Annotated in this window: 13 protein-coding genes; 5 read left to right on the plus strand and 8 right to left on the minus strand. The window is 52.5% G+C overall.

What is annotated here, in order from left to right:
- Positions 1-355: 355 nt before the first annotated feature.
- From ACIPIZ_RS01040 to ACIPIZ_RS01055, 4 genes are all read left to right on the plus strand, one after another.
- Entirely contained in the window at positions 356-2,023 is a 1,668-nt protein-coding gene (locus ACIPIZ_RS01040) for a hypothetical protein (protein ID WP_401163398.1), read from the plus strand.
- Positions 2,024-2,149: 126 nt separating this feature from the next.
- Positions 2,150-4,258, plus strand: a complete 2,109-nt coding sequence (locus ACIPIZ_RS01045; protein WP_401163400.1) for a hypothetical protein — start codon at positions 2,150-2,152, stop codon at positions 4,256-4,258.
- A gap of 647 nt (positions 4,259-4,905) precedes the next feature.
- Positions 4,906-8,184 (plus strand): P-loop NTPase fold protein, encoded by a 3,279-nt coding sequence (locus tag ACIPIZ_RS01050; protein ID WP_401163402.1) that lies wholly within the window; start codon positions 4,906-4,908, stop codon positions 8,182-8,184.
- A 145-nt stretch (positions 8,185-8,329) separates the two neighbouring features.
- Entirely contained in the window at positions 8,330-9,085 is a 756-nt protein-coding gene (locus ACIPIZ_RS01055; protein ID WP_401163404.1) for a hypothetical protein, read from the plus strand.
- Positions 9,086-9,244: 159 nt separating this feature from the next.
- On the opposite strand, the gene ACIPIZ_RS01060 is transcribed toward ACIPIZ_RS01055, so the two are convergent.
- Complete coding sequence (locus ACIPIZ_RS01060) at positions 9,245-10,771, minus strand: TIR domain-containing protein (protein WP_401163407.1); 1,527 nt, start codon at positions 10,769-10,771, stop codon at positions 9,245-9,247.
- Between the two features lie 451 nt (positions 10,772-11,222).
- Here ACIPIZ_RS01060 and ACIPIZ_RS01065 point away from each other — a divergent pair, with 451 nt between their 5' ends.
- A complete protein-coding gene (locus ACIPIZ_RS01065) occupies positions 11,223-11,441 on the plus strand; it encodes a hypothetical protein (protein WP_025109715.1) in 219 nt (72 codons plus the stop codon).
- Between the two features lie 421 nt (positions 11,442-11,862).
- Here ACIPIZ_RS01065 and ACIPIZ_RS01070 read toward each other — a convergent pair whose 3' ends face one another.
- From ACIPIZ_RS01070 to ACIPIZ_RS01100, 7 genes are all read right to left on the minus strand, one after another.
- The gene (locus ACIPIZ_RS01070; RefSeq protein WP_401163410.1) at positions 11,863-13,281 is read right to left on the minus strand and encodes a hypothetical protein; all 1,419 of its coding nucleotides are present in this window, start codon (positions 13,279-13,281) and stop codon (positions 11,863-11,865) included.
- A 6-nt stretch (positions 13,282-13,287) separates the two neighbouring features.
- Positions 13,288-14,475: a caspase family protein gene (locus ACIPIZ_RS01075; RefSeq protein ID WP_339464171.1), complete on the minus strand. Its 1,188-nt coding sequence runs from the start codon at positions 14,473-14,475 to the stop codon at positions 13,288-13,290.
- A 1-nt stretch (position 14,476) separates the two neighbouring features.
- A complete protein-coding gene (locus ACIPIZ_RS01080; RefSeq protein ID WP_025109719.1) occupies positions 14,477-15,682 on the minus strand; it encodes a hypothetical protein in 1,206 nt (401 codons plus the stop codon).
- A 611-nt stretch (positions 15,683-16,293) separates the two neighbouring features.
- On the minus strand, positions 16,294-17,589 hold the full coding sequence (locus ACIPIZ_RS01085) for a hypothetical protein (RefSeq protein ID WP_339464170.1): 1,296 nt from the start codon (positions 17,587-17,589) through the stop codon (positions 16,294-16,296).
- Between the two features lie 34 nt (positions 17,590-17,623).
- On the minus strand, positions 17,624-18,595 hold the full coding sequence (locus tag ACIPIZ_RS01090; RefSeq protein WP_025109720.1) for a TniB family NTP-binding protein: 972 nt from the start codon (positions 18,593-18,595) through the stop codon (positions 17,624-17,626).
- Positions 18,592-20,472 carry a DDE-type integrase/transposase/recombinase gene (locus ACIPIZ_RS01095; RefSeq protein WP_025109721.1) on the minus strand — a complete coding sequence of 627 codons (1,881 nt, stop codon included), beginning with the start codon at positions 20,470-20,472 and terminating at the stop codon, positions 18,592-18,594. Before ACIPIZ_RS01095 ends, ACIPIZ_RS01090 begins: the two co-directional genes overlap by 4 nt.
- Positions 20,465-21,133, minus strand: a complete 669-nt coding sequence (locus ACIPIZ_RS01100; RefSeq protein WP_152974163.1) for a hypothetical protein — start codon at positions 21,131-21,133, stop codon at positions 20,465-20,467. Before ACIPIZ_RS01100 ends, ACIPIZ_RS01095 begins: the two co-directional genes overlap by 8 nt.
- Positions 21,134-21,356: the final 223 nt, after the last annotated feature.

Consider the following 21,356-nt stretch of genomic DNA (forward strand, 5'->3'; position numbering starts at 1 on the left):
GGGAACAGGTTACCGAGACACCGGGTTTGTGCAAAATCGACCGGGTTAGTGTAAGTGGACGTCGGTGATCTTCTGAATTGAGAATTCACCAACGTTAGAACGGGGGTTATAGGTTATTTGGGTTCACTAGATATGAGAAGCTTTTGCATTAGTTTTGAGAGTTAGCTCCAAACGAGTCTTCAGAATCGAGGCGTAGCGCTGGCAATAGGTCGGATAGCTGATGCGCTACCGCGCTTCAGGATCATCCAAGCGTGTATAAATCGGCAGAGCAGTGCTGGCTTTTTGCTAGTGAGCGGTGCGGCTGTGCGCTAGAGTGGCGGTGCCGTTGTCACCTTCAAAAGGATGTGTTTGATTCATGCGCGCCGCTTCGTCCATCGCCAAAGACAATTTCAAACTCGTTGAATCGACCCTCAAGGATGCCACTGAAGAGATGGCATTAGCCGTGCGACAAGCACAGGACAGACGTGATCGATTGCCGCTGGTGCAATCCACGACTGAGGTCACCGCACTCGACAATTACCTGCGGCCAGCCACGCAAGCGATGCAGCGGGCCGAACAACACCTTCTGGCCATCGAGGCTGAAAGCCGTTGGGGCAAGCCCATCGCGAAGTTTCAGGCTAAGAGGGTGGTTGCTGCGGCTGCGCAGTTTCTGGCCGAGCAGCAAGGCATCGCCGCGAGTGTCAGCGAAACGGCGCTTCGCGCGCGACAGGTCGCTATGCACAATGACCACGTTGCCGAAGTGGCGCGGCAGCGCAAGCAACTCGGTCAGACGATTGATCATGGTACACAGTGGCTGACGTCGAGCAGAAATCTACAAGCACAGTTGAGCCTGTTGAAACAGACGCTGTGGCGCCATGGCTGGGTTAGCGCTAACACCGCGGCGGTGCTTGAGCAAATGCATCATCAACTGGTGCAACACGACGTCTTTACGGCGTTCGAGGAAGGCAAAAAGCTGATTTTTCAGGTGATGCCTGCCCCGCAGACACTCGCAGAATGGGGGGGAGAAGCCCAAAGCTTTCTGAAGCAAGCGCGCAGCGAAGGCGCGGTAGGGTTCACGGCATTGGCCTCTTTCGGCGCCATCGTGAGCGATGCCACAGCGCTGGTACTGGCAGGTTGCACCTCGTCTGTTCGAAAAGCCGTGCTGCAAGACCAGGAACCGGTGGATCGCTGGTACCACCTAGCGGACCAATTAACCCGCCCTGAACAGGTCGTGCACTGGCTGCAATGGGCGGTGTACTGGGCCTGTTTTCAAACCGCTCAACGGTTTGCCAAGGACATGTCACTGGCCGAGGCGCACGAGGAGCATTCTACAGGCGCCTTTCTGCACAGCTTCCGCTCGGAAGTTGAGCGATGGGCGGGTCCGAAGATCGACGCCATGGGTTTTCCGCAGGTGACGTCTTTCATGGGAACGCTGGCGTTGGGTGGAACTGCGGCCGAAGCCCGCCTGGGGGCGGATTTCGGCATTATCGTGGAAATTAATGTCGGCGGGCTGGTAGTGCGTAAGGTCGCCTTGGTACAGGGCAAGGTCAGCAAAAACGGTATAGCGGACATTGGCAGCCCACCCAGCGGCCCGCTAAAGCTCACCCAGTTACAAAAACTGAATGACCCTCAGCGAGACTTTTATGTGTTTTACCACCGTGGATTGCGCCAAGCGAGTGTCCCCTGGCCGACGCTGAACCGTGTGAGCACATTGGTCTCGCCGGCCACTGATTTCAAAGCTGGGTCCATCAAGGTTCCGACCCGCGAACGCGGTTGGGACTGGCCCGCTTTCATTGCTTTTGGTTTGTGCAGCGATACCAGTGGTGTAGGGCGCCTGCTCAAAGACGATGAAGACGCTCTGGATGTTCTGAGCGGTGGCCATCGCCAGCTTCTCCCCAGTCGACTGATCGTGGTAGCAGCGGGGGGCGGGGACTACAGCCTGGATCTTCAGCAGCGAGTACATCAGCATTACGCCGATCTTGGTACCAACTATCAACGCGCCATGGAGAAGGATGACGGGCCTGAAATGAGAGGGCCAAGCTGACAGTTTGGGCTCACACGGAGCATACCCGACTGATTTCAGACTCATTAAACCGCCGGACTTGGGCGATCAGGGGCGAACCTGAGCATCTCAACCGGCAGACGCCACCGCGGGAACAGGGAGAGCGCCTTGGGCGTGAAGATCAGCTTCGACAATGAATTGGCCGTTGCCAGCATCCCGCTGGCCGGTTGGGCTCCGCCGCTGGTCGAGTACCTGGCACGTTACTTTGATGTGCGCGAGGGCATACTTCGGCTGGATTATGCTCACTTGTCTGCCGAGAACACCCGCGTTGAGTGGGATTGGCTGGTAACGTCGACCACCGAACGCGAGAACTTTACGGTCAAGTTCGATCACGCTGCACGGCAGGGTGCCATAACACTGACCCTTGCCATCCTCGGGCACGGCTCCACCGGGATCCAAGGTTCATCGTCCATCTTGGACAAGGATGCCTACGGGGGGGCAGGAGCGGCCTTCAGGATGGACGCGCTTGAAGTCGAATCTCGGGCCTTGCGCGAAATTATCACGGCGGCGATCGCGCCCCGTGAGATATGGGTGCGTTGGCTGCTTGATGCTCAATCCTCTGATCGGTCTCGGTTTTTGGACGATCGGGAGATCATCGCGGCCCTGGTGGCCAGTGTATCGGCGGATGATTGCTTCGGTGGCCTTCAACTGGTCGCCCCCGGTCAGGGTGAAAATGGCTGGGCTTTCGAGCAACTGGTCGAACAGCATTGGCAGTATATACGCGCCTGTCTGGAGGCCAGTGTCGATTCAGGCTCCAATGTGCCTGATGTCGTCTTCTTGCTGTATGCGCATTCACCGAAGGTGCAGGCGTCACGATGGGCCTGCGAGCTGGTTCTTAATCGAGTCGATCCAAGAGCGTTTCCTCGACTGGTCCAGCATTGCCACACGATCGTGGCGGACGACGTGCGCAGTCTGTTCCTGCGCTGGCATTTCCATCCCCATACAAAAAAGAAAAACGACGTCAGGGAATGCGTCGGCCAAGCCTACTCGACGCTGGCTAGGTTAATGACGGACGCCATGCCTTCGGACCTTGCGCTTGCCGCAGTTTGGCACGAGGTCGGAGACCCGCCGCGCGCCGGACAGCAAAGCGTTGCCGCAAGCCTCAAAGAGTTGCCATCCGGGGGGTGGGACCGCGAGGCGTTGTGGAGCCAACTGGGACCTGCCGCTCGCGAGGCCTGGCGACAGGATCTTTTCGACCAAGTGACGGGGGAGCCGGAGCTGGCTAAAGGTTTGCTCCATTTTGCCTGCCTTTGGCTCGAGCAGACGGCGTTCGGAGAAATCGAGCCGGTGCTTCTGCGATTGATGGATGACGAGGAACACCTGGCTTTTGCGGACTGGCTCGCCAGCGCCGATCCGAGGCAGTTGCAATTGAGGGCGAAGGGGCTGATACGGTCCAAGCAGCGGGCACTGGATCTGGACGGTCCAGTGGATCAAAGCGAGGACGCCACTGCGCTGCCCAGTGTCGGCGCCCGAACCTGGTTAGGCGACCCGTCCGTGGAGCGCGTCATCCATAGGGCGCTCAGCCAGATCGAGGAAAAGTTTTGCCGCGAGTATTCGGCGAGTTGGGGAGAGGACGAGGAAGCTCATACTGCGCGCCTCCTGACCCTGACCCAGGAGGCCGCTAGCAACGCCAGCCGCCAGTTGCGCCAGCTCTCGTCCACGACGCGGGCGACGTACCCGACCCTGTCGGTGACGGTGCGTCAGCCCAGCAAGCGGGAAGAAGGGGCTAGCACGGCTGCCGGTGTCCCTCTGGCGGCGGACGTGCTGTTCCTGACCCGTATTGTCGACGAGGACAAAACGGTGATCCAGCGGGCCACTCTTGTGCAAGTGAAAAAGCGCAGCGGCACTGGGTCGGGGAAGGCTTTCAGTTCGACGATAGGCATCGACCTGCGGCAATGCGAGGACATGCTCACTCAGTCAGAGCACGCCTATTACCTCTTTGCGACACCGGCTTCGCTGCGCCCAACGCTCTGGGTTGCCCCGGCCCGGCTGGTCAGAAACTTGACCCAACTGCACACGAGCAAAGCCTCGATCGTGGCGATGCAGGTGCGAGACGCTAGCTGCTCCTATGCGGATTTCTTCCTGCACGAACTGGTCGGTCTGTGGGCAGGCGACGAACTGGAGGGCATCGTCGCCGTCGCCAATGGTGATCCCCGACTTGGAAGAACGCCTCGCCACATCGTCGACATCGAGGTTCGCCGCCAACCGAATGGATAGGCCCGGCAGTGAGCCGTAGTGCCATTACATTCCGCCCCGACTCCCATAGGCCGAAAAGAACGCGGGTTGGTGATGGAAATATCCATTTGTCACAATATTCATTTTGGAGCCACCGTCGCTAAGCACTGTGTACTGAGCTCTTGATGAAGGAAATAACATACCAAACTGAGCTCACGCGAGCGAGTGTCCGTGCTCGGTTGCACTGCAATCAGACGCCCGCTGCTTGTTGAATATCTTGTGAATGGCGCTGCTGGCGGTGAGGCGGCCTTAAGGATGCTCGAACTGTCGATGAAGAGTCGCCCCAATTAAGCCTTCTCCGGGCATTAAAAAATGCTAAAGCACTTTTCCGTTCTGGGCTCCGTGGACGACTGCTTTCGGCCATTAGCGGACGTTTGCAAGCGACCAATACCAGACAAAAGCGGGCTTTCGCAAATGGTTGCTTAAACTCTGGGCTAACCGACTCTACACGAAATTTGAATCTACCCGCTGATGCTGGCATAAAGGGGCCACTATAAGTCCCAGCTACGATCCCCTTTGCATGTCTTGGGGGGCGAATCCGAGAGTCCCACTTCGTGCTAGCCGATAGGTTGGCCAAAGCCCTTTCGAGCAGTTCGGACCTTCACCTAGTCGAAACGGAATTCTTGCCAGTGATAAATTTCCATACTGAGCAACCAGCTACTCAAGACGTTTTCCCTGGTGGCAGCCATGAGAAAGTTGCAGGAGCCATGCACCGCTATATCTCCAGTACCGGATCATCCAAAGTGATAGGGTTAGACGGAGAGTTTGGTTCGGGCAAGAGCACAATCCTGAATATGCTTGGCGGGAAACTTAAAGACTCCGATCCGAAATGTCGCGTTTGGTTTTTTGACTGCGAGCAAAATTACCAAGGCTCCATAAAAAGTAATTTTATCGAGCTATTCACTGATGTTTTACTGAAGGACGTAAGAAGTGAGGCATCTGCCCGCGATTTAAGAACTGCAAGGGACAAAGCTCTGGGCAGGCTTTTCACCTATCGCAAGAAAACGACTAGTCGTGTCAGCGCTTGGGCGTTAGCACTCCTGACCAGTTTATTTTTCTCTGCAAACTCTTTCAGGGAAATTTTTGCATTAAGCCGTGGTGCAGAAAGTGCTGAAGCTTTACTTTTGTGGGTGCATTCAATTTCATTTTTGAGCCCTGGACTTGTTCTTTTGGGAGCCCAGTTTGCTCACCGTAAGATGAAAGAAGGTGATCAAAGGTGGAGCTTGCTCAGCCTATTCAAAGGTTCGAGCGATGATTACATAAATGAAAAAATTGAGGTTGCTAAGGAGGTCACCCCACTTGACCTAAAACGGACGTTAAACGACCAATTACTGGTAGTTTCTGAATATCAGTACGTCGTAATATTAGACAACCTTGATCGTCTACCCAAAGACAGTCTGAGAGCGGTATGGAGTGATCTGGAGATTTTCACTTCTGTAGCATCTGCCGCTAATCTCACTGTCATCGTCCCATTTTGCTCCACTAAGGTGGCGACGTACCTTAAAGCTGATGGGGATCGCCAATACGATGCAAAAGACTTCATTGCCAAAAAGTTTCCAATCGTCTTCCGCGCCCCTCCGGTGATAGCATCAGGCTGGAAAGGAGGTTTTCGCCATCTCTGGATGTATAGTTTTCAGGGAGAGTATTTGGATGTCGTGGAGCACTGTGCTTCTTTGCTTCAACGCCATACGCCGATGCTGAATAGTTTGGTAACACCACGGCTGCAGAAGAAGTTCATCAACGATATCGCGACGACTTCCTTGGTCGTTGGTGATCAGACTAGCTTGCTTAGCATCGCAGCGTATCTATTGCTATGTAAATACAACGATTACCCGCTCGATGAAATTTTTCGGGTAAACGGATTCTCGCTAGAATATGAACAGCAGATTGGAAAATCAGCAGCAGCGAGCGTTGCAGATACGAAACGTCTTCTCGCCTCGATTGTAGGAGAGGGCACAGAGGATGGTTGGCAGATCGAGTTTTTGCAGATCCATTTTCTCACGTCGAGCGACATTGCAATTGCTGAACTGCTTGATGGTCCTCTAGCAGAAGCTATAGCAGCAAACGACAGTGAAAAATTTATTGCGTTAACCCCTCTTTTTGGGTTCGGCGATGCCTTTAGGCGGCTGGTTGCAAAACGTCAGCCACTCACTGCGTTTCTACCTACAATACATATAGCTCATGCGAAAAGCGGTGGAGAATGGATTGCAAATGTGCTCAGTGCGCTAAATGTAGCCAAGCTACCAATAGCGAACGACGAGCATCCTTCCACTCCAGCGTTTTATGATGCTGCGAAATACTGTATTAGGCTGGGGCTGGATAGTTCGCTATTGAAACCATTTGGCAACAAGCTTGAGAAGTTTGTTTTTGAAGGATTGGACTCTCCCTTTGACGCCGAAAAAATAAATGAGTTGCGCGAATCTCTAAGCGAATTGGATATGTATCTCAATGCCTTAGACTTGGCTTGCGAACCGCACGCGCTCGACAATGCTGAATGCTTCATGCATCTACTTCCGGTTATGAGCGAATTTCAGGTAATTAGGCCTATCAATTTCTCTTTGACAAAAGCCGGACTCCATAGCGCCAATCGCCAGATGGCTTCTTGTGAAGCACAAACATTTGATGTAACACCTCTACCTCTTTCAACGGTGCCCTCTGCGCTTGTCTGGGCATACGGGCGAAGGAAGCTTGGTACCGGGATCTTTGGAGGTCTCAGTACGGCAGAAGTCGCTATTTTGATCACAGCCTGCGGTAACGACAGTGAAAATGTCAGTGCGGTATTAGGATTGGCCTTAGCGGAGAAGATCGACGCTGCGACTGTTGCTGCGGTTCAGAGCCTACTGGCAGTCGCTGATACCCCATTTGTCCGAGCGGTAGCTGCAATAGTGCTCATCCGACACGGAGCGGCAGCTAGTTTTGCCCAGATTGAGGATTTGGAGGAGACTCTTAAATCCGAACTCTTCCAAGCGCTGGGTTATGCCACCCTCACCTCGAAACTGCTATTAGCAATTTTCGACACGGAAGAGGGCGGAGCTGAGATTGTCCCTTATCTCGCAGACATGATAAAGAACGATAAAATCAGTCATTTGGAGCATGGCTGGGTAATCCGTAACTTCAGTGCTTTGATGGATAGCGTGGTAGATAGCGAGTTCGCTGCCGAAGATTTGCTTCATTGGCTAAATGGTTGGGACGTACGACTTGAGCCGGCTGGTAAAAAAGTGGTTGAAGCGGACCTAAAATTTGTGGATATGGTTTTTCAACCTAATGCTGTTATTTTTCCTGTCTTTAAAAATACGGCACTCACGCATATGAACTCAGTAGAGCGAACAGAGGAGGAGTGGTCCGCAGTTCTCCAACAAGCCTCGCCTCAGCATGTCAGCATACTCAGGTATATTGCCGCACAAAAAATTCCGATGGATAATTCAGCTAATATTACTGGGGCGATCATTAAGCTATTCAACGACGTTGGCTCAGCCACGACAGGTGTAGTACTTAATAATCCTCAACTTGCCATTATTGATGTTCTAATGGAAACGCTAGATGCGCAACAGAAAAGCACAATTGGTATTAGATTGCGCCCGTTGCTATTCGACGAATCAGTTGAACCCAAAAATCTAGCGAAAATTTTAGCTCGATACGGAAAGTTAATCCCAGATCTTCAGCCTTCAAACTCGGGTGACATCGGCCGTATTGTGCTCTTTTTACAGTTCGCTTACGATCATCCTGCAATCGCGAATGATCTGGTTGCGTTCTTTAATAGCAGGGCGGAGCAGATTGCTAATTTCAAATACTCTAAGCCGCTTAGGGACGCTATGGGCGGCGCAGTCAAACAACTTTCAGAACGCGCACCAGATCTGTACAAACGATTTGCCGAGACGAGGGGGTTCATTGGTTTGTTTAAGAGGTAATAACGAATGAGCCGTTACAGGCGGCTCAACGCAATTCGGCCATGCGAATGTGGAAAGCATCGTCGATAATAGTTTGATCCGAGACTCTAAAATTTCGGAACACCATTTCGAGCATCTAAAACTCCCGAATGATCATCGCTTTGGTATGGAATTTAACCTGAATAGCTCATGGATGGATAGCCTAGTGATTTCAAAAAAAATTATAAAATTTCGTAGATGTCTGGAAAAAAATAAGATTTTCTTTGAAATATTTTCATCTTTTCTCATCGGTGGTGCTTCGTTGGTAGTGTCGTACTCTGCCTTGAGCATAAATGACAAGATGTTAGCCGCAACTGAGGTTTCGGCGCTCCCGCACCTTTCAATAGGCTCACGTGCTCGCATTGATAAAGAAACTCAAAAGTACGCTGAAGAGGAACTATTTATATCAAATAATGGCGCGCCACTTTCCAATCTTGACTGGAGGACTAAGACATTCATTGTTGTTGAAAGCGCCGCCCTGCAGCGACCGTATATTTTATTGCCAGTCAATGGGTACTATTTTACTCAATTCAGCACTTCCAATGTTGTTGGAGAGCTTTCCTCTAAGCTTGGTCATAATAATATGCAGAAATTCGCCTCTTTCTACAGTGAGGTTGTTGATCATAATAATTTGCAGTTAAATCCCTTGGATTACTATTTTGTAAGGATAGTCACCGTGAGTAGGGTTGAGTACTTAGACCGGCTTGGTCAGCGCGGTGTTGTCTATTTTCGTGATAACACAAAAATCTCAGAGACGTCAGCTAGGCCGCTTTGGGATTACGAGGCTATCGGACGAATGCAGGATATCGACAGCTTAAGGTTTGAAGAATTGAAAGCTGCTGCCTCAGCCCCCAACGCATTGATGCTAGATGAGTTACCTTAGCCCTTAACTTGATTGTTGTTTGCATCTAATTGAATAGAAAGCCAGTTGCTTTTGACTGACGCTTGCGACCGGCAGCTTATAGCCGATTACTGCCATTCGCGAGCAGCTGCAATCGGCCAATTGCGGTCATTCAGGAAGACAGCAATCGACCCAGAGCAGTCATTTCGAGGGAGGGGAGCTAGTCAGAAGCGAGTTGCTCAGTAGGCCGCGTGGGGCATCGGATTCAGTAGTCGAAGGATTGAGAACCTTCTTTATCGCTTCACGCACCTGGCGTTGTCCTTCGGTGCATTTCTTCTTAAACTCTTTAGCCTCGGAAGCCTTCTTTCTTAAAGCAGAAGCTAATCTTTCATGGCTGTACTCAGAGTGAGGCTCAAACTTGACTGCACGCTCTAAGTATTCACACGCCTCAGTGGGCATGTCTTTATTAATCAGTAAGTTACCAATGTTAGCGGTTATCCACTGCGAAGAACTCTCTGCATTCATTAGCTTTTCTGCTCTACGATAGGAATATAGCGCTTCATCGTATAAGTCGAGTTGAAGACAGGAGTTTCCAAGATATCCCCAATATTCAATTGAGCTGGGGTCCTCATATGTCAGGCGATCGAGTAGGTGGGCCGCAATATGATCTTGGCCAAGCTCCTGAGCCAAGCGGGCGTACTTGAATCGAAGCCCCTTGTGGCTTGGATGCTTCGCGTAGCAACGCAGAACAACTGATAAAGCTTCGTTCGTGTTTTCCTCTCGCTCAAGGGTCTCAGCCAAACGGATGGCTACTTCTGGAAAATCATCCGGTCCAACACGCTGCAGTTCAGCGATTGCACTAGCACTGCCAGTTTCATCCGAATGACACAGCGCAAGTGCCATCGCAATTTCAGAATCCTTCGGCCTTTGTTCCTGGACGGCAGTCAAGAGTTCGATTGCTTTGCTGGCATTGCCTTCCCAGCGAAGGAATGTTGCGACAATGGATTGAACACCTGAGAACTCAAAGTTCTCGTTGGCGTAGTTTATTAACGCATCGATGTTGTCATCATTCCTTAGCTTGAACTCGCAATAAAGAATCCAAGCTTTTCTGGTGAGCGCCGCTTCACCCGACATGCTCTCTACTTCGCTCTGGAGCGTAGCCTTGGCTTGATCATACTTTTCTTCTACAAAGTCGAATAACCAATCGCGTCTTTCCGGATCCTCTACTATGCCGCCTTCTGTGCTTTCCTCTACGATAATTCGGCCAGGAGCAATGCCGAGCTTCTTCATCTGAAGTCGGATTTGGTAGCACACAGAGCCGGTTGCCGCCTGCATGCTGCCATCTTCGCGTGTTGACTCATATCTACCAGGCGTAACTCCTAAAAGATCAGTAGGGATATGTAGGTCACCATCCGATGGCAGAATGAAAAATACTCGCTCTCGTCCTAGTTTGCCGATGAATAGACCAAACTCAAAAAGTACATTGTCCCTAACTGCAGGTGCAGTTACATTTCTAATCCGAACTAAATCATCCGGTGAAAAAACGAATATAGCGAAGTCACTTTCCGAGAGGATTTTAGTCAGACTCTCCATCGTAGTCTGAGATAACTCAAAAACGCCTTGGTCCCAGATGGTGACTTCCGCTTCGTGCAATAAGTTCTGCTGTACCGGATAAGCGACACTGAGTCCCTCAACGGATGAGCCGATGAAGACACGAGGTTTTGACATCGTTGCTCCTATGGATGAAATCCCTTATCTGCTGGGCTCTGGATGAACTCAGATTAGCGCGACGGCGAGGAAAAACAATCCAGAAGGTGACACAGATGTAGATTGCGAAGTGAGCGTCTTACGATCCTACTTCAATCCTTGAGCGAAGCAGCATTCTTCGACGTCTGCTTTTGGCCGAAAGCGGCCATAGGCAAGATATTGGGTGAACATTGATAATCACAGGAGTTTTGGAGCAAGAGTTTCTCCTTCACCCCCACATTCAGGAAAACACAAACCTATGATTTTCCTAGAGAAAATCGGTTATTTTGGCGTCTGAAAAAGGCCATATTGGCCTGAGATGGACTGGGGTTCAATTTTGGTGCACAAATAGAGCTTACTGAATGAGTGATTTGCTTTCGCCGGCGATGTGATGAACTAGGCTTTTCCGAACCCGACTCAAAGGACGAATACCATGTCATATAAATCAGACTCAAACATTGCCACGGCAGATGCTCTGACACTCCTGCTGCACAACCAGCATGCGCTGGGGGCAGCGATAGAGGAGGTCACAAAATGGCTTTCACAGAATGGCGTACAGAGTGTTGCAGAGAGTGCATTCATGGCCATTGAGACATTGGATACAAATGCAAATGCGATTACAGACGCTATTACGCGACTCCGGCGGCTTTAGGGAGCCGTCTTGATAGGCTGCAATCGGCCAAAATCGGACGGTCGTTATCAGCCCTTTATCTCAGATGTCAGCTGGGCGTTATAGTGCTTGGAAATGGGATGTCGTTAATCCGGCTGGTTCCAGATTTCAACGGCTTTGGGAGCTGGACAGCGCGGTCGTGGCAATCCAGCGCTAGCTATGCTTCTTTTCTTGATCTATTCGGTGAGAAATCAGTATGGGCAACGCCGCGCGAGCAGAGCATGATTCAAAGGGAGCTCGGGATTTTCGTCATGCCAGCCTAAGGCCAGCCCACCTGATTACCGAACGACTGGATATCAACAGAAGACCGATTCCAATCACCGACCTTGCTCAATAGAAAATTGCAGCAACATCTACACTGAGCTGGTACAACTCGAGATGTTGGGGTGGAGTCCCCGAGGGGTCAATACTCTCCGGGGATAATGACCGCTGCGTTATTAGCGCGAACCTCGTCCAGTGATTCCGACTCCAGATTCAGCGACACGTCCACTTCAGCAGCGCCGATCTCCGGTATATTCAGCGCGATACGCGCTTCGCGGTTAATAATGTCCAGAGAAAACTGCGCGGCAATGCCTGCCCCCTGAGTGGCGATCAGCTTTTTGAACGAATCCTGCAGGGCCTTTAGTTCATCCACCCAGTCCCGGGGTGTCGATTTGGGCGAATTTTGCGAACCGTAGGTGGGGTGCGACGATGGGGTTCTAGGATTGGTGCCGTAGAAGGCAAAATAGGCACCCTGCGTACAGATCGCCCGAGCATAGGTTTTGGCCTGCAGATAATCAGCCTGGAATTCGGGTGACTCCTCCTCGCCACGATGAATGGCCGCCATGGTCTCCACCAGTAACTTCGCGCCCAGGGTGAATACAGGCAATCCGTTTTCCAGCGCCTGTTTGATACGGGCACGTATCAGCGTTTCATCCGAGACTTCATCCTGGAGCATAAAGGCTGCAGAAACGATGGCGGCGTCCGATAGGTGAGGAAATGAGGTCACTAGGTTTTCCATCCAGTCCCGACGCTGGTCCAAGAGGCGCAATTTAAGCAATACATAAGCGCCTGCCACGGCACCCACAGGGTCCTGATATTTAGCTTGCAACATCTGATCGGCGGTTTGCCATGCGTCGGCGAGGCTGCTGACTTGCTCCATGGCGCCGCGCGCCAGGTAGGACATAATCAGTTCGTTGTCCGCGTTGCGGCGTCCGATGGTGATATCCATCGAATTACCGATTTCCTTGTCACTGGGGGTCAGCGCCACACGAACCTCCCCAGCAGGTGGCAATGAAATGATTCGCCAGGCAACGTCTTCGCCGCCAATTTGCAGCAAGTGTGGCTGGTTGGGCACATCGAACCAGAATTGCTGGATATTGCCTTGTTTTTCCGTTTTCGACGGTTGGAGGTCGGCATCTATCCACTGCCCATTGTCCAGGGTCCAGACCAACATCCAGACCTGTCCGACTCCTCGAAGTGGTGCTGCGGGCGAGAATTCGACCTGCACCGTGGCGTTGAGGTGATCCAGAGAGCGAAACGGCCTGAGCCAATCCAGCCAATCGCTTGGGCTGTTGGTACTTTGCAAAAGAGTCACATGGCCTTGGCCGTTCTGCAGTTCAGCAACCTCCTGTATCTGCTTGCCGTTTGGCAGTTTCGCCAGTACGTAAACCCGCCCGGATTCCGTAACGCACCCATCGCGCAGTTCTATCCTGGCCGGTTGGGCGGGGGAGGCGGTGCCTTTGCCCAAGCGCTCCCCACGGGTTGAAAACACTTCGAAAGGTAACGTCAGGAGCCGTGAATCACTCTCCTGGCCTGCGACAAAAACGGTCAATATGTTCATGTTGTTTCACACGCTTTTGGCTGTGAGATTGTCACGAAAAATCACCCTGCTCATGTAGCGGTGTTTCGGCGTGACTTGATAACCGTCCTGATTGAATTCAGCGCCATAATGCCATTCACCTCGCGGCACTCTGAACGATGCAGGACCATCGATGAGTGTCTTGAGTTGACGAGGTGTCACCGCGTTCTCAAGGTACGCTTGGGATATCTCGCGCAGCACCGCTGGATCTATGTCCATTTCAACCAGTACGTCTGGAATTCGATCGAGGACATTCAACGCGATCAGGTGCGTTCCCTCGCTTTCAAAGGCGACATGCTGTTGCAGGTTGGGTTGCAGGAGCAGTAGGTGATTCAATAATGCGGCCGTCGCCATTTGTAGTTCCGAAGGTCTGACATCGAATACGCCTGGGGTGCTGTCGCGCTCTTCCCCGCAGTATCCACGCAGAGCCTGGAGCAGCGCTTGGGTGAAATAGGTCACACCTTCGTCGGGCGTGTAAGCCAAGCGGTTGGCGGAAGTGGAACGTAGAATTGCTGAACCGGCGCAAGTGATCTTGCCTTTTTTGGTGCCCTCGGTAAGTCCCCGGGGAATGTCCAGTTGGTCCAGGACATCGTCACTGAATTCCCGGCAAGCATCGATCACATAAACGATCCGCGCGCTCGTCGCGCGGATCGTTGCCTGATGGGTATTGGAGACGTGGAAGGTGTTGGCCCATGTGACACCGTCTTCACCGAAGTCATCAGCGATAAGAAATTGATTAACACCATCACTGACCCCATGCCCGCAGAAATAAAACACGCCGACACTCTCGGGGTTGGCTCCCAGTCGTTCATGCCACTGTCTGTAAGCCCTGCGGATATTGGCTAGCGTGGGTCGCTCGCAAGCAACATTGCCTCCTGCCGGGGTTAGAATGTTGATTGAAGGAGAGACCAGAGCCATGAGTGATCCCAGCGGTGCGTCTGGGTTAGAAAATGCTTCGTGAGGTGGTTTTTCCATACCGGCAGGCATGGCGTGTACTCCGCCCAGATACCAATTCACCATCTCCTGAACAGAGGTATGCGGTGAATCCAGCGGTTGCACACTCGAATAGTCCGTTTGTCCCATGGCCGGATATTCTCCGCAACCGACGAGTAAAACGTGGGTTGCCGTCGACTCGGGTTTGTCTTTTACCGCTTGCGAAAGAAATAGAGGTTCCATGTCATTTGCCCTTCAGGCATACGGCAAGTCGTTTATAGAAACTGGGCCTGGCGAAATAACCACCATGTGCTTCCAGGAGCCCGTAACCGGTATCGAACTTGTAATCCTTCACGCCATTGAAAACTCCTTCTGCCCGGAAGGAAAAGATGTCGTTCGTGTCGAAGATGTTGACCCACTTTTCGACATTTGCTGGCGTGTTCAAAAGGTCCTTAGGAGGGTTGGCAGGCACGCCTTGCTGGCTTGCGCGGTAGAGCGTCATTTCTTCAAACACAGCAATCTGCGAGCCAATCGTGGCAAAGAGATCGACTTTGATGTTCGTATCAAAGTACGTGAGAATGTCGTAAAGAATGACGCCGCCTAGGCTGTGGCCAATGATGATCAGTTTGTCATCGCCCGGCTTGCGATCTTCATCGGCTTTCCGCAAAGCGTCCATGACCACGTTGACAATGGCGCCCGGTGCATTGGCTCCTTGATGTGAGTTGAGGTAGACGAAGATATCGCCCAGAAACCGAGTCGCCTTGGTATGTAACGATTCGCGAGCCCGGGCCAGGGCCAGGGCAGTGACCGCGTCGTTGGGTGCCGAGCCCAGCCGATTGACAGCTTCGCCCAGTGAAGCCCACCAGTCTTTGAACCCCATTGTCTGAACCGCCAACGCACCCTGCGCGCTTAGCAGTGGGGCAATTTCCTGATTGAGCTTGTCGATGAACTGTCGATTGGTCAGTGGCGGCTGCTGGATTGCCCAAGCCGGGATATTTGCTGCATATTTGCGCGACGCCTCATAACGCTTGAGTACTTCCCGATACTCTTCTTTGGTTTGGGCGACGATTGAAGCCGCATCCCACACTAGGTCCACCGCTTTTGCAAAACCCTTGTCTTGCCGGCTGATATCGCCCAGTACCACGGGCTTTCCGCCGTTTTGTGTCTGTACTTCCTGTATCCACAGTTCGTATTCAGCAGCCTGTAAACCGGTGAGTTTGAGGCTCAGCGCCTTGACGATGGTTTTGCTCGACGGAAGCGATGCCTGATTCCAACGGAACTTCACGCCGTCACCACCCCAGTAAGGGAAGGAAACGCTCAGTACCTTCGTATCAATACCCAAGTCAGGTGCCAGGATGCTGCGCAGGGATTGCTCGATTCGAGCACGGGACGGTTCGTAGTCCACGTCCTCCTTTCGATTATTGACCCCGTGGACAAAAACAATCGGCATGTTGTCACTTCCTTGAGTCGAGGGTGTTTAAAGCACAGGCTATGGGTGAAGCTATAGTCGAACCTCAGCGTTTTGGTAGCCAAGGTCGATATTTTTTGAAAAAGGCAGGATGAACGGATCAGAGTGATTCAGGGTTTAAACACTCTTATCGGTTCGGTCACCACAAACACATATACCTATCGTTTTGTAGGCACTTGGCGCAGTCGAGCAGAGATTTCGGGATGATCGTGCGGGCGTTGGTCAGGGTGTAGCTGTAGGTGAGGAAACGCCCGTGCTGTTGTAAGACCAATGCGGTTCCTCGCCGCGGCCGTACCCACTGCTCGTGGTAAAGACTCTGGCCTCTATGAGATCACTGCTGAATCAGGCGTTGGCGGATGTCGAGCGGAAACTGCAATTTCGGCGTCAGGCAAGTCCATCGGCACGTGAAGTTACGATAATTGCAACGTGGCTTTTGCTTAAAAGTTAGGATGAATATTGGCGGAGAAACATCTCTCTTTTCGGACCTGAAATATGATGTTTTGTATTGTTAATTAAACTGCACGTGCGATTCTCACAGCCTGCCAAAGCAGTTCTTGTTTCGCCGTTTTATATCAAGAAGTCATATACTGAATCTAAGGTCGACTGAAAAATTCAGACGCGGAGGCGCGATCATAAAATTCAGGTCCTGCGGGGAAAGTGTTTTTCTGTATACAATGCGCACTCAAAAGACAGGTTATTAAACCAGTGGGCAATTTAAATATTTTGCTTAGCTCATGTAGTAGAACGTATCGATCAGCGAACTTTTCGGTTGAGGACCGATCTATGACGTCAGGAAGCTGTAGTTGAAAGGCACGAGTTGGATCAAGGTTTTTTAACCACCCTTGACTAAGTAAACCATTAACTGAGGACAGTGGACACTTTAGGAAAGCAGCTGCTTCGTCCTTGGTAAGTCCATCCGTGCTAGCGGAGCGTTCAGCGCCGGATGAATTTTCGGCATTCATCTTACGTATGATTTCGCATCGTGGCGGACGAGTAAAGTGAGAAGGGGTCTGCTGCTCCATCCAGCCTCGAACTGCAAAGTTATGAGCTTTAATTACCAGCTTCATGTCGTCAAATATTGCCGTCCTTGCATTATTGCGATCGATTGTTGCGAATCGGCAACAGTCGTCCAAGCATGGCTTGCTGTCGGTGCGCAGACGGTTTAATGCACGATCCGCAAGCCAGGCGACGGTGAAGTCGCCATAATTGTCCCAGGGAGCCCTATGTAATGACTTAATAAATCCCGGATATTTGTTCACCTGCGCGGCGACGGTCCTATCGATGTGATTGATAACCTTCAAAGGCAAATCACAGCAGTTATGATTATCATCATGCTGCCGAGCACCCCAGAGAGACGCGCAGACCTTGGCAATGGTGTACTTGTTCCGTATCTCTTCTACTACTTCCGGTGACTGGAACGGATCGAGCAAGCAGGGCACAAAATTGGATTGGGCTTGGTCGGCTGTTCTCCGCTCGAATCCACATACGCAGTGGAACAGTTTGGCACTGTGCCAGCTCTCTGTACGCATGCATTTAGGGCACCGGATGACAAGCTTCGAGCCGTGAACCGGGCACACTCCTATGTCAGCGACATCGTGAAATACAAGCGACTTTGAAGATTCAATACATACGGGGCAATACAAATAATTATCTGGGCAAGCTTTGCGAAGCAGGTAGACATTGTTCGCCTTGATAAAATTCGCACTGTCTTTCGCTACGCTGTAAAAAGCCTTGCGCAAGTCGTCGGCCAGGGATGGCGCTTGTTCAGAGACGAGTTTCAGCACAGGGGAGTGCTGACCGAGCGTGTCAATCCATCGACTCGGGCTGATAGCAAAATACCCGAACATGTTTCTCACCGTGCCGAACCCATTGTAATGCGCCATACGCATCAACAAACTTTTGGGCCCCTCAAACTCGGTCGGTTTAGGAAGATAACAAAGTTCTCGCATATCTCTTTCTCAGCGCTGCATGCAATTCTCGACTAGAGAGACGGAACGGGTTGTGGGGTCGACAGAAATCGAGATCGTCCGCGGCGCAGGCGAAGTCCTCAAGGGTGAGCGTGTCGCCCTCGCGCGCCAAGGCGTGAGTCAGGCTGTCATTCAGCAGGATGTTTAGATGGCGCAAGCTGCCGTTGGTGGCTAAGCAGAGTCCCGCGAACAGCAGATCTTCGGTAAGGAGAACTCGTTCAGCAAAGCCCGCAGGTTGAATGACTTTGAGCTCGATCAATTCAATGACTTTCCGAAATTGCGCAGTCGCCGCCTTATCGGTGAAGTTGAAATACCTGAGGTGGGCGCGATAGGGATATCGATCGCTCAGTTCTGCGATAGTGTCGATCAGCGTTTCAATTGTTGGCAGTCCTGCGAGCACGATAGGGATGGTTGCTTGGTTGAGGATCTGATTCACCCATCGGCATACCATTTTTTTTGTTGCGGCCGCGCCCTGATCAAGGATTCGATGAAATTCGTCCAGAATAATCAGCCGTGTCTGCATGGTGATCAGACGTTGCAGGATGAGCCGATTCAGAGACGCACTGCCCATTTGTTCAAGGCGGCCACGGTTCTCAAGACCCAGTTTCGTCAGGAGCTCTATCGACAAGGTTTTGATGGTGGCTTGGGGAGGCACTTCGACAAGCAGGCAGTGTTTTATGCAGCTGTGGCTGCAGTCAGTATCGTATTCTGTATCAATATTGAGCTCCCGTTCGATGCCCTCGCATAAGGTGGATTTGCCAACCCCCGTGTCGCCGATCAACATCATTGACGCAGCCGCGTGGCGATCTCTGGTCGTGGTCATGCTTTTTCGGGCAAGTTGATGGGCATGAGCAAAGCTGGGGTGCCATACCACACACTGCTTGAGCGCCTCGAGCACCTTGGCTTGGCGTTGCGAATTGGTGGTCATATGCCATCCACCCGCCACGGGCTTGTAATGTCCTCCGCCCAAGGTTCTTCAGCATTCGCGGCTGCCATGTCGGGGTAGGATACTTCAGTCCTTTCATGAGTTTTGTGGGCATTCTTACGCTTGCTTGCCATGAATCTATCGTGATCCTCGCTCATGCGTTGACGCAAATGCCGCAACGCGAGGTGCGCATCACTGTCATCGAACTGCTTGCCGTCAGCCGAAAGCTTGGCTTGGACTAGACGATGGTCAGAGAGGGTCAGCCCTTCCTGGTAGGCTCTCTTTGTTCCACTGGCGGGCACCATGTCGCGTGGTGTGTCGGGGGCCGCGACCCAAATCACTCCGAGGTCAGTCGGATCGTAGTAACAAATCGCTTTTTGATTCTTGTGAAGTTTGGCCTTCACTGCTCCCAGACCGGGGCCGGTCCACATCAGGTTGAAGAAAGCGGCGCGATTGCCACTGAGTGCGGAATATGCGATTCCGCGATACAGCTGGTCCAGCGCCTCAGAGGAAAATTTTCTCGGTGGCAACTGGTTGTGCATCGCGCGCTCCCAGGCCACCCGAGGCGGCATATTCAGCGTCTCATGCTTGGTATTGTGGTAGATGTCCTCCAGCCATTCGCGAAAATAATCCACCAGATTTTCTATGGTGTAACAGGCGTGGCGCGCCGCATCGTAATCCCGACACGCCTGCGGATTTGAGAAAGTTGTGCCGTACTGCTCATGTACCCACGACGCGAATGTCCTGAACAAACGCTCAATGCGCGGGCGGGTATTGGGGCTTCCGGGCGGTGGCAACGTCCACTTGATGTCCAGGCGATCAAGAACAGTGTGTACCATGCTGTTGGTATTCTCAGGCCCCCCGTCGCTGACCAGGTGTATCATTGCTCCGCGCTGGTATTCCTCTCCGGGAACGGCTTCAAACGCCATGCGAAGCGCTCTTAATGTCTTTTCCGCACAGGGGTACGTCAGCGAAAGTTCCCAGCCAATGACCATTTCCGAGTGCAAGTCGATGATGGCGGTGAGGTAGGCAATCGGGCCCAGGACGTTGTGCTGGTCATCAACGATCATCAGATCCACAGGGTAAGTGTCAATCTCACAGACATCCAGCGGTGCACTGGGCCGACTCTGCTCACAGCTAAACTGGTGCCTTTTGTAGGCGGCTTCGGCCCCAAGGTGCGCACGATCCGAGTGGTAGCCGGTGCGTTTGGCGATGGCGCGTACCACCGTTGAGCGGCAGGGTCGGCGTAATAGCGGCTGCAGGGACACGGCACGTTGTCGATTGAGCAATAACACGTGGCCGTCCAGCAATTGAAAGACACGTTGTACGGTAATGCGCTCGTCGCGCGCCATGTATTCGTCGTCAATGAGTGCCTTGAGCTTGATCTGAATCTCCGCGGCGAGTTTGCGTCCGCGGGGCATCGGGCTCGGCAGTTTGTACAAAGAAAACTCATCGTTGCCGTGAGCTCGGTACCGCGCAACCCAGCGGCAAAGCGTCGAGTAGCCCGGAGCATGACTGTCCTGGGTTTCGCTCGCTATCCGTTGGATGATGGCCTTAGTGGGCTTCTCGGGCAGCTGGTTGTGCAGTTCGCTCAGTGTGGTGCGGATGTAGCGAAACTTGCGTTTCGCCTCGATCACTTTCGGATCATCAGGAAAGGCAAAAGCGATGGCGTTGGAACCATGCCCAGGCTTGTCGGCAAACAAGGTGATGTTGCGACGCTTGAGATCGCTCAGGAACGAACCGAGGGCGATGCCTATAACGCGCAGGTGGGTAAGCGTCGACAGCGTGACCAGTTCGTCATCGATCTCTATGACTTCATAGACGAGGCCGTCGATCAGGTACTGAGCCCCCGTTACCGGCAGCGGTCGTTCATTAGCCACGGTCTTCAACCGTGCATGGGCCCTGGATAAGCATATCCAGGTCTAGGGCCTGGCTCAGGTCAGCCACAAGTTGCCCTGAAAATAGGCAACCGCAGAGCGCGGCGAGGCAGGGCGACGGAAGGGCGTGCAATAGCTCCCTGACAGTCGCCGGCCAAACCAACCCGGTCAAGTGCCTCAGACAAGCCGCGTATTCATCAGGGGTGGTGTCCTGACTGCGCAGGTACAGTTTCTGCAGCGTGGCAAAGCTCGGCGTGTGCACGGTGGTTTCAGCTATACGGGAAAATTGCCAGCCCCGCTCCCGGCACAATGCGTCAAAGGCGGACCGGGTGGCGCCTTGCTGCGCGGTCATGCCTGTAAGGCTTGTTTGTACTGTGCAATAGCACCCACCGCCATCATCATTCTCCACCAGGAAATGCGGGGCATAGCGAAATTTGCTCGTACCTTCCGTCCACTTGAACACGTGGGGCTGCGCCCAATATCGTCGCACGTGCACGTCCTGTTCCAGCCATACGCAAAAGTCAGCCTGCAAACGCGTCCCACAGCGAAGCGACCGTCGGTTTTTTTGAGAAGGAAAGGTCGTGGAGAAGTTTCGGTGGCCGGGGTTTGGCCAAACAATAGCAGGGAGGGGGTCACAGGGCATGGTGCAGATGCTGGCAAACATTTTCAGCCTCCTGAAGAAGCAAATGTCTGGATGGATGGCACTGTTGATATTATTTGACGGTTCGTTCTACGACGCCAGCCGACTTTATTAACCTGAGCACATCCCTTGCCGCTCTATTGCGTACGTTTCAGCCTTACAGAGGTTTGTGCATTCACCACGTAGATAAAGACGACCACCCAACTTTCGGCGAACTTCCTCGGATAGGTCCATCATGAGATACGCA

Origin of the sequence: Pseudomonas sp. NPDC087690, assembly GCF_044743175.1 — a bacterium.
Taxonomy (GTDB): domain Bacteria; phylum Pseudomonadota; class Gammaproteobacteria; order Pseudomonadales; family Pseudomonadaceae; genus Aquipseudomonas.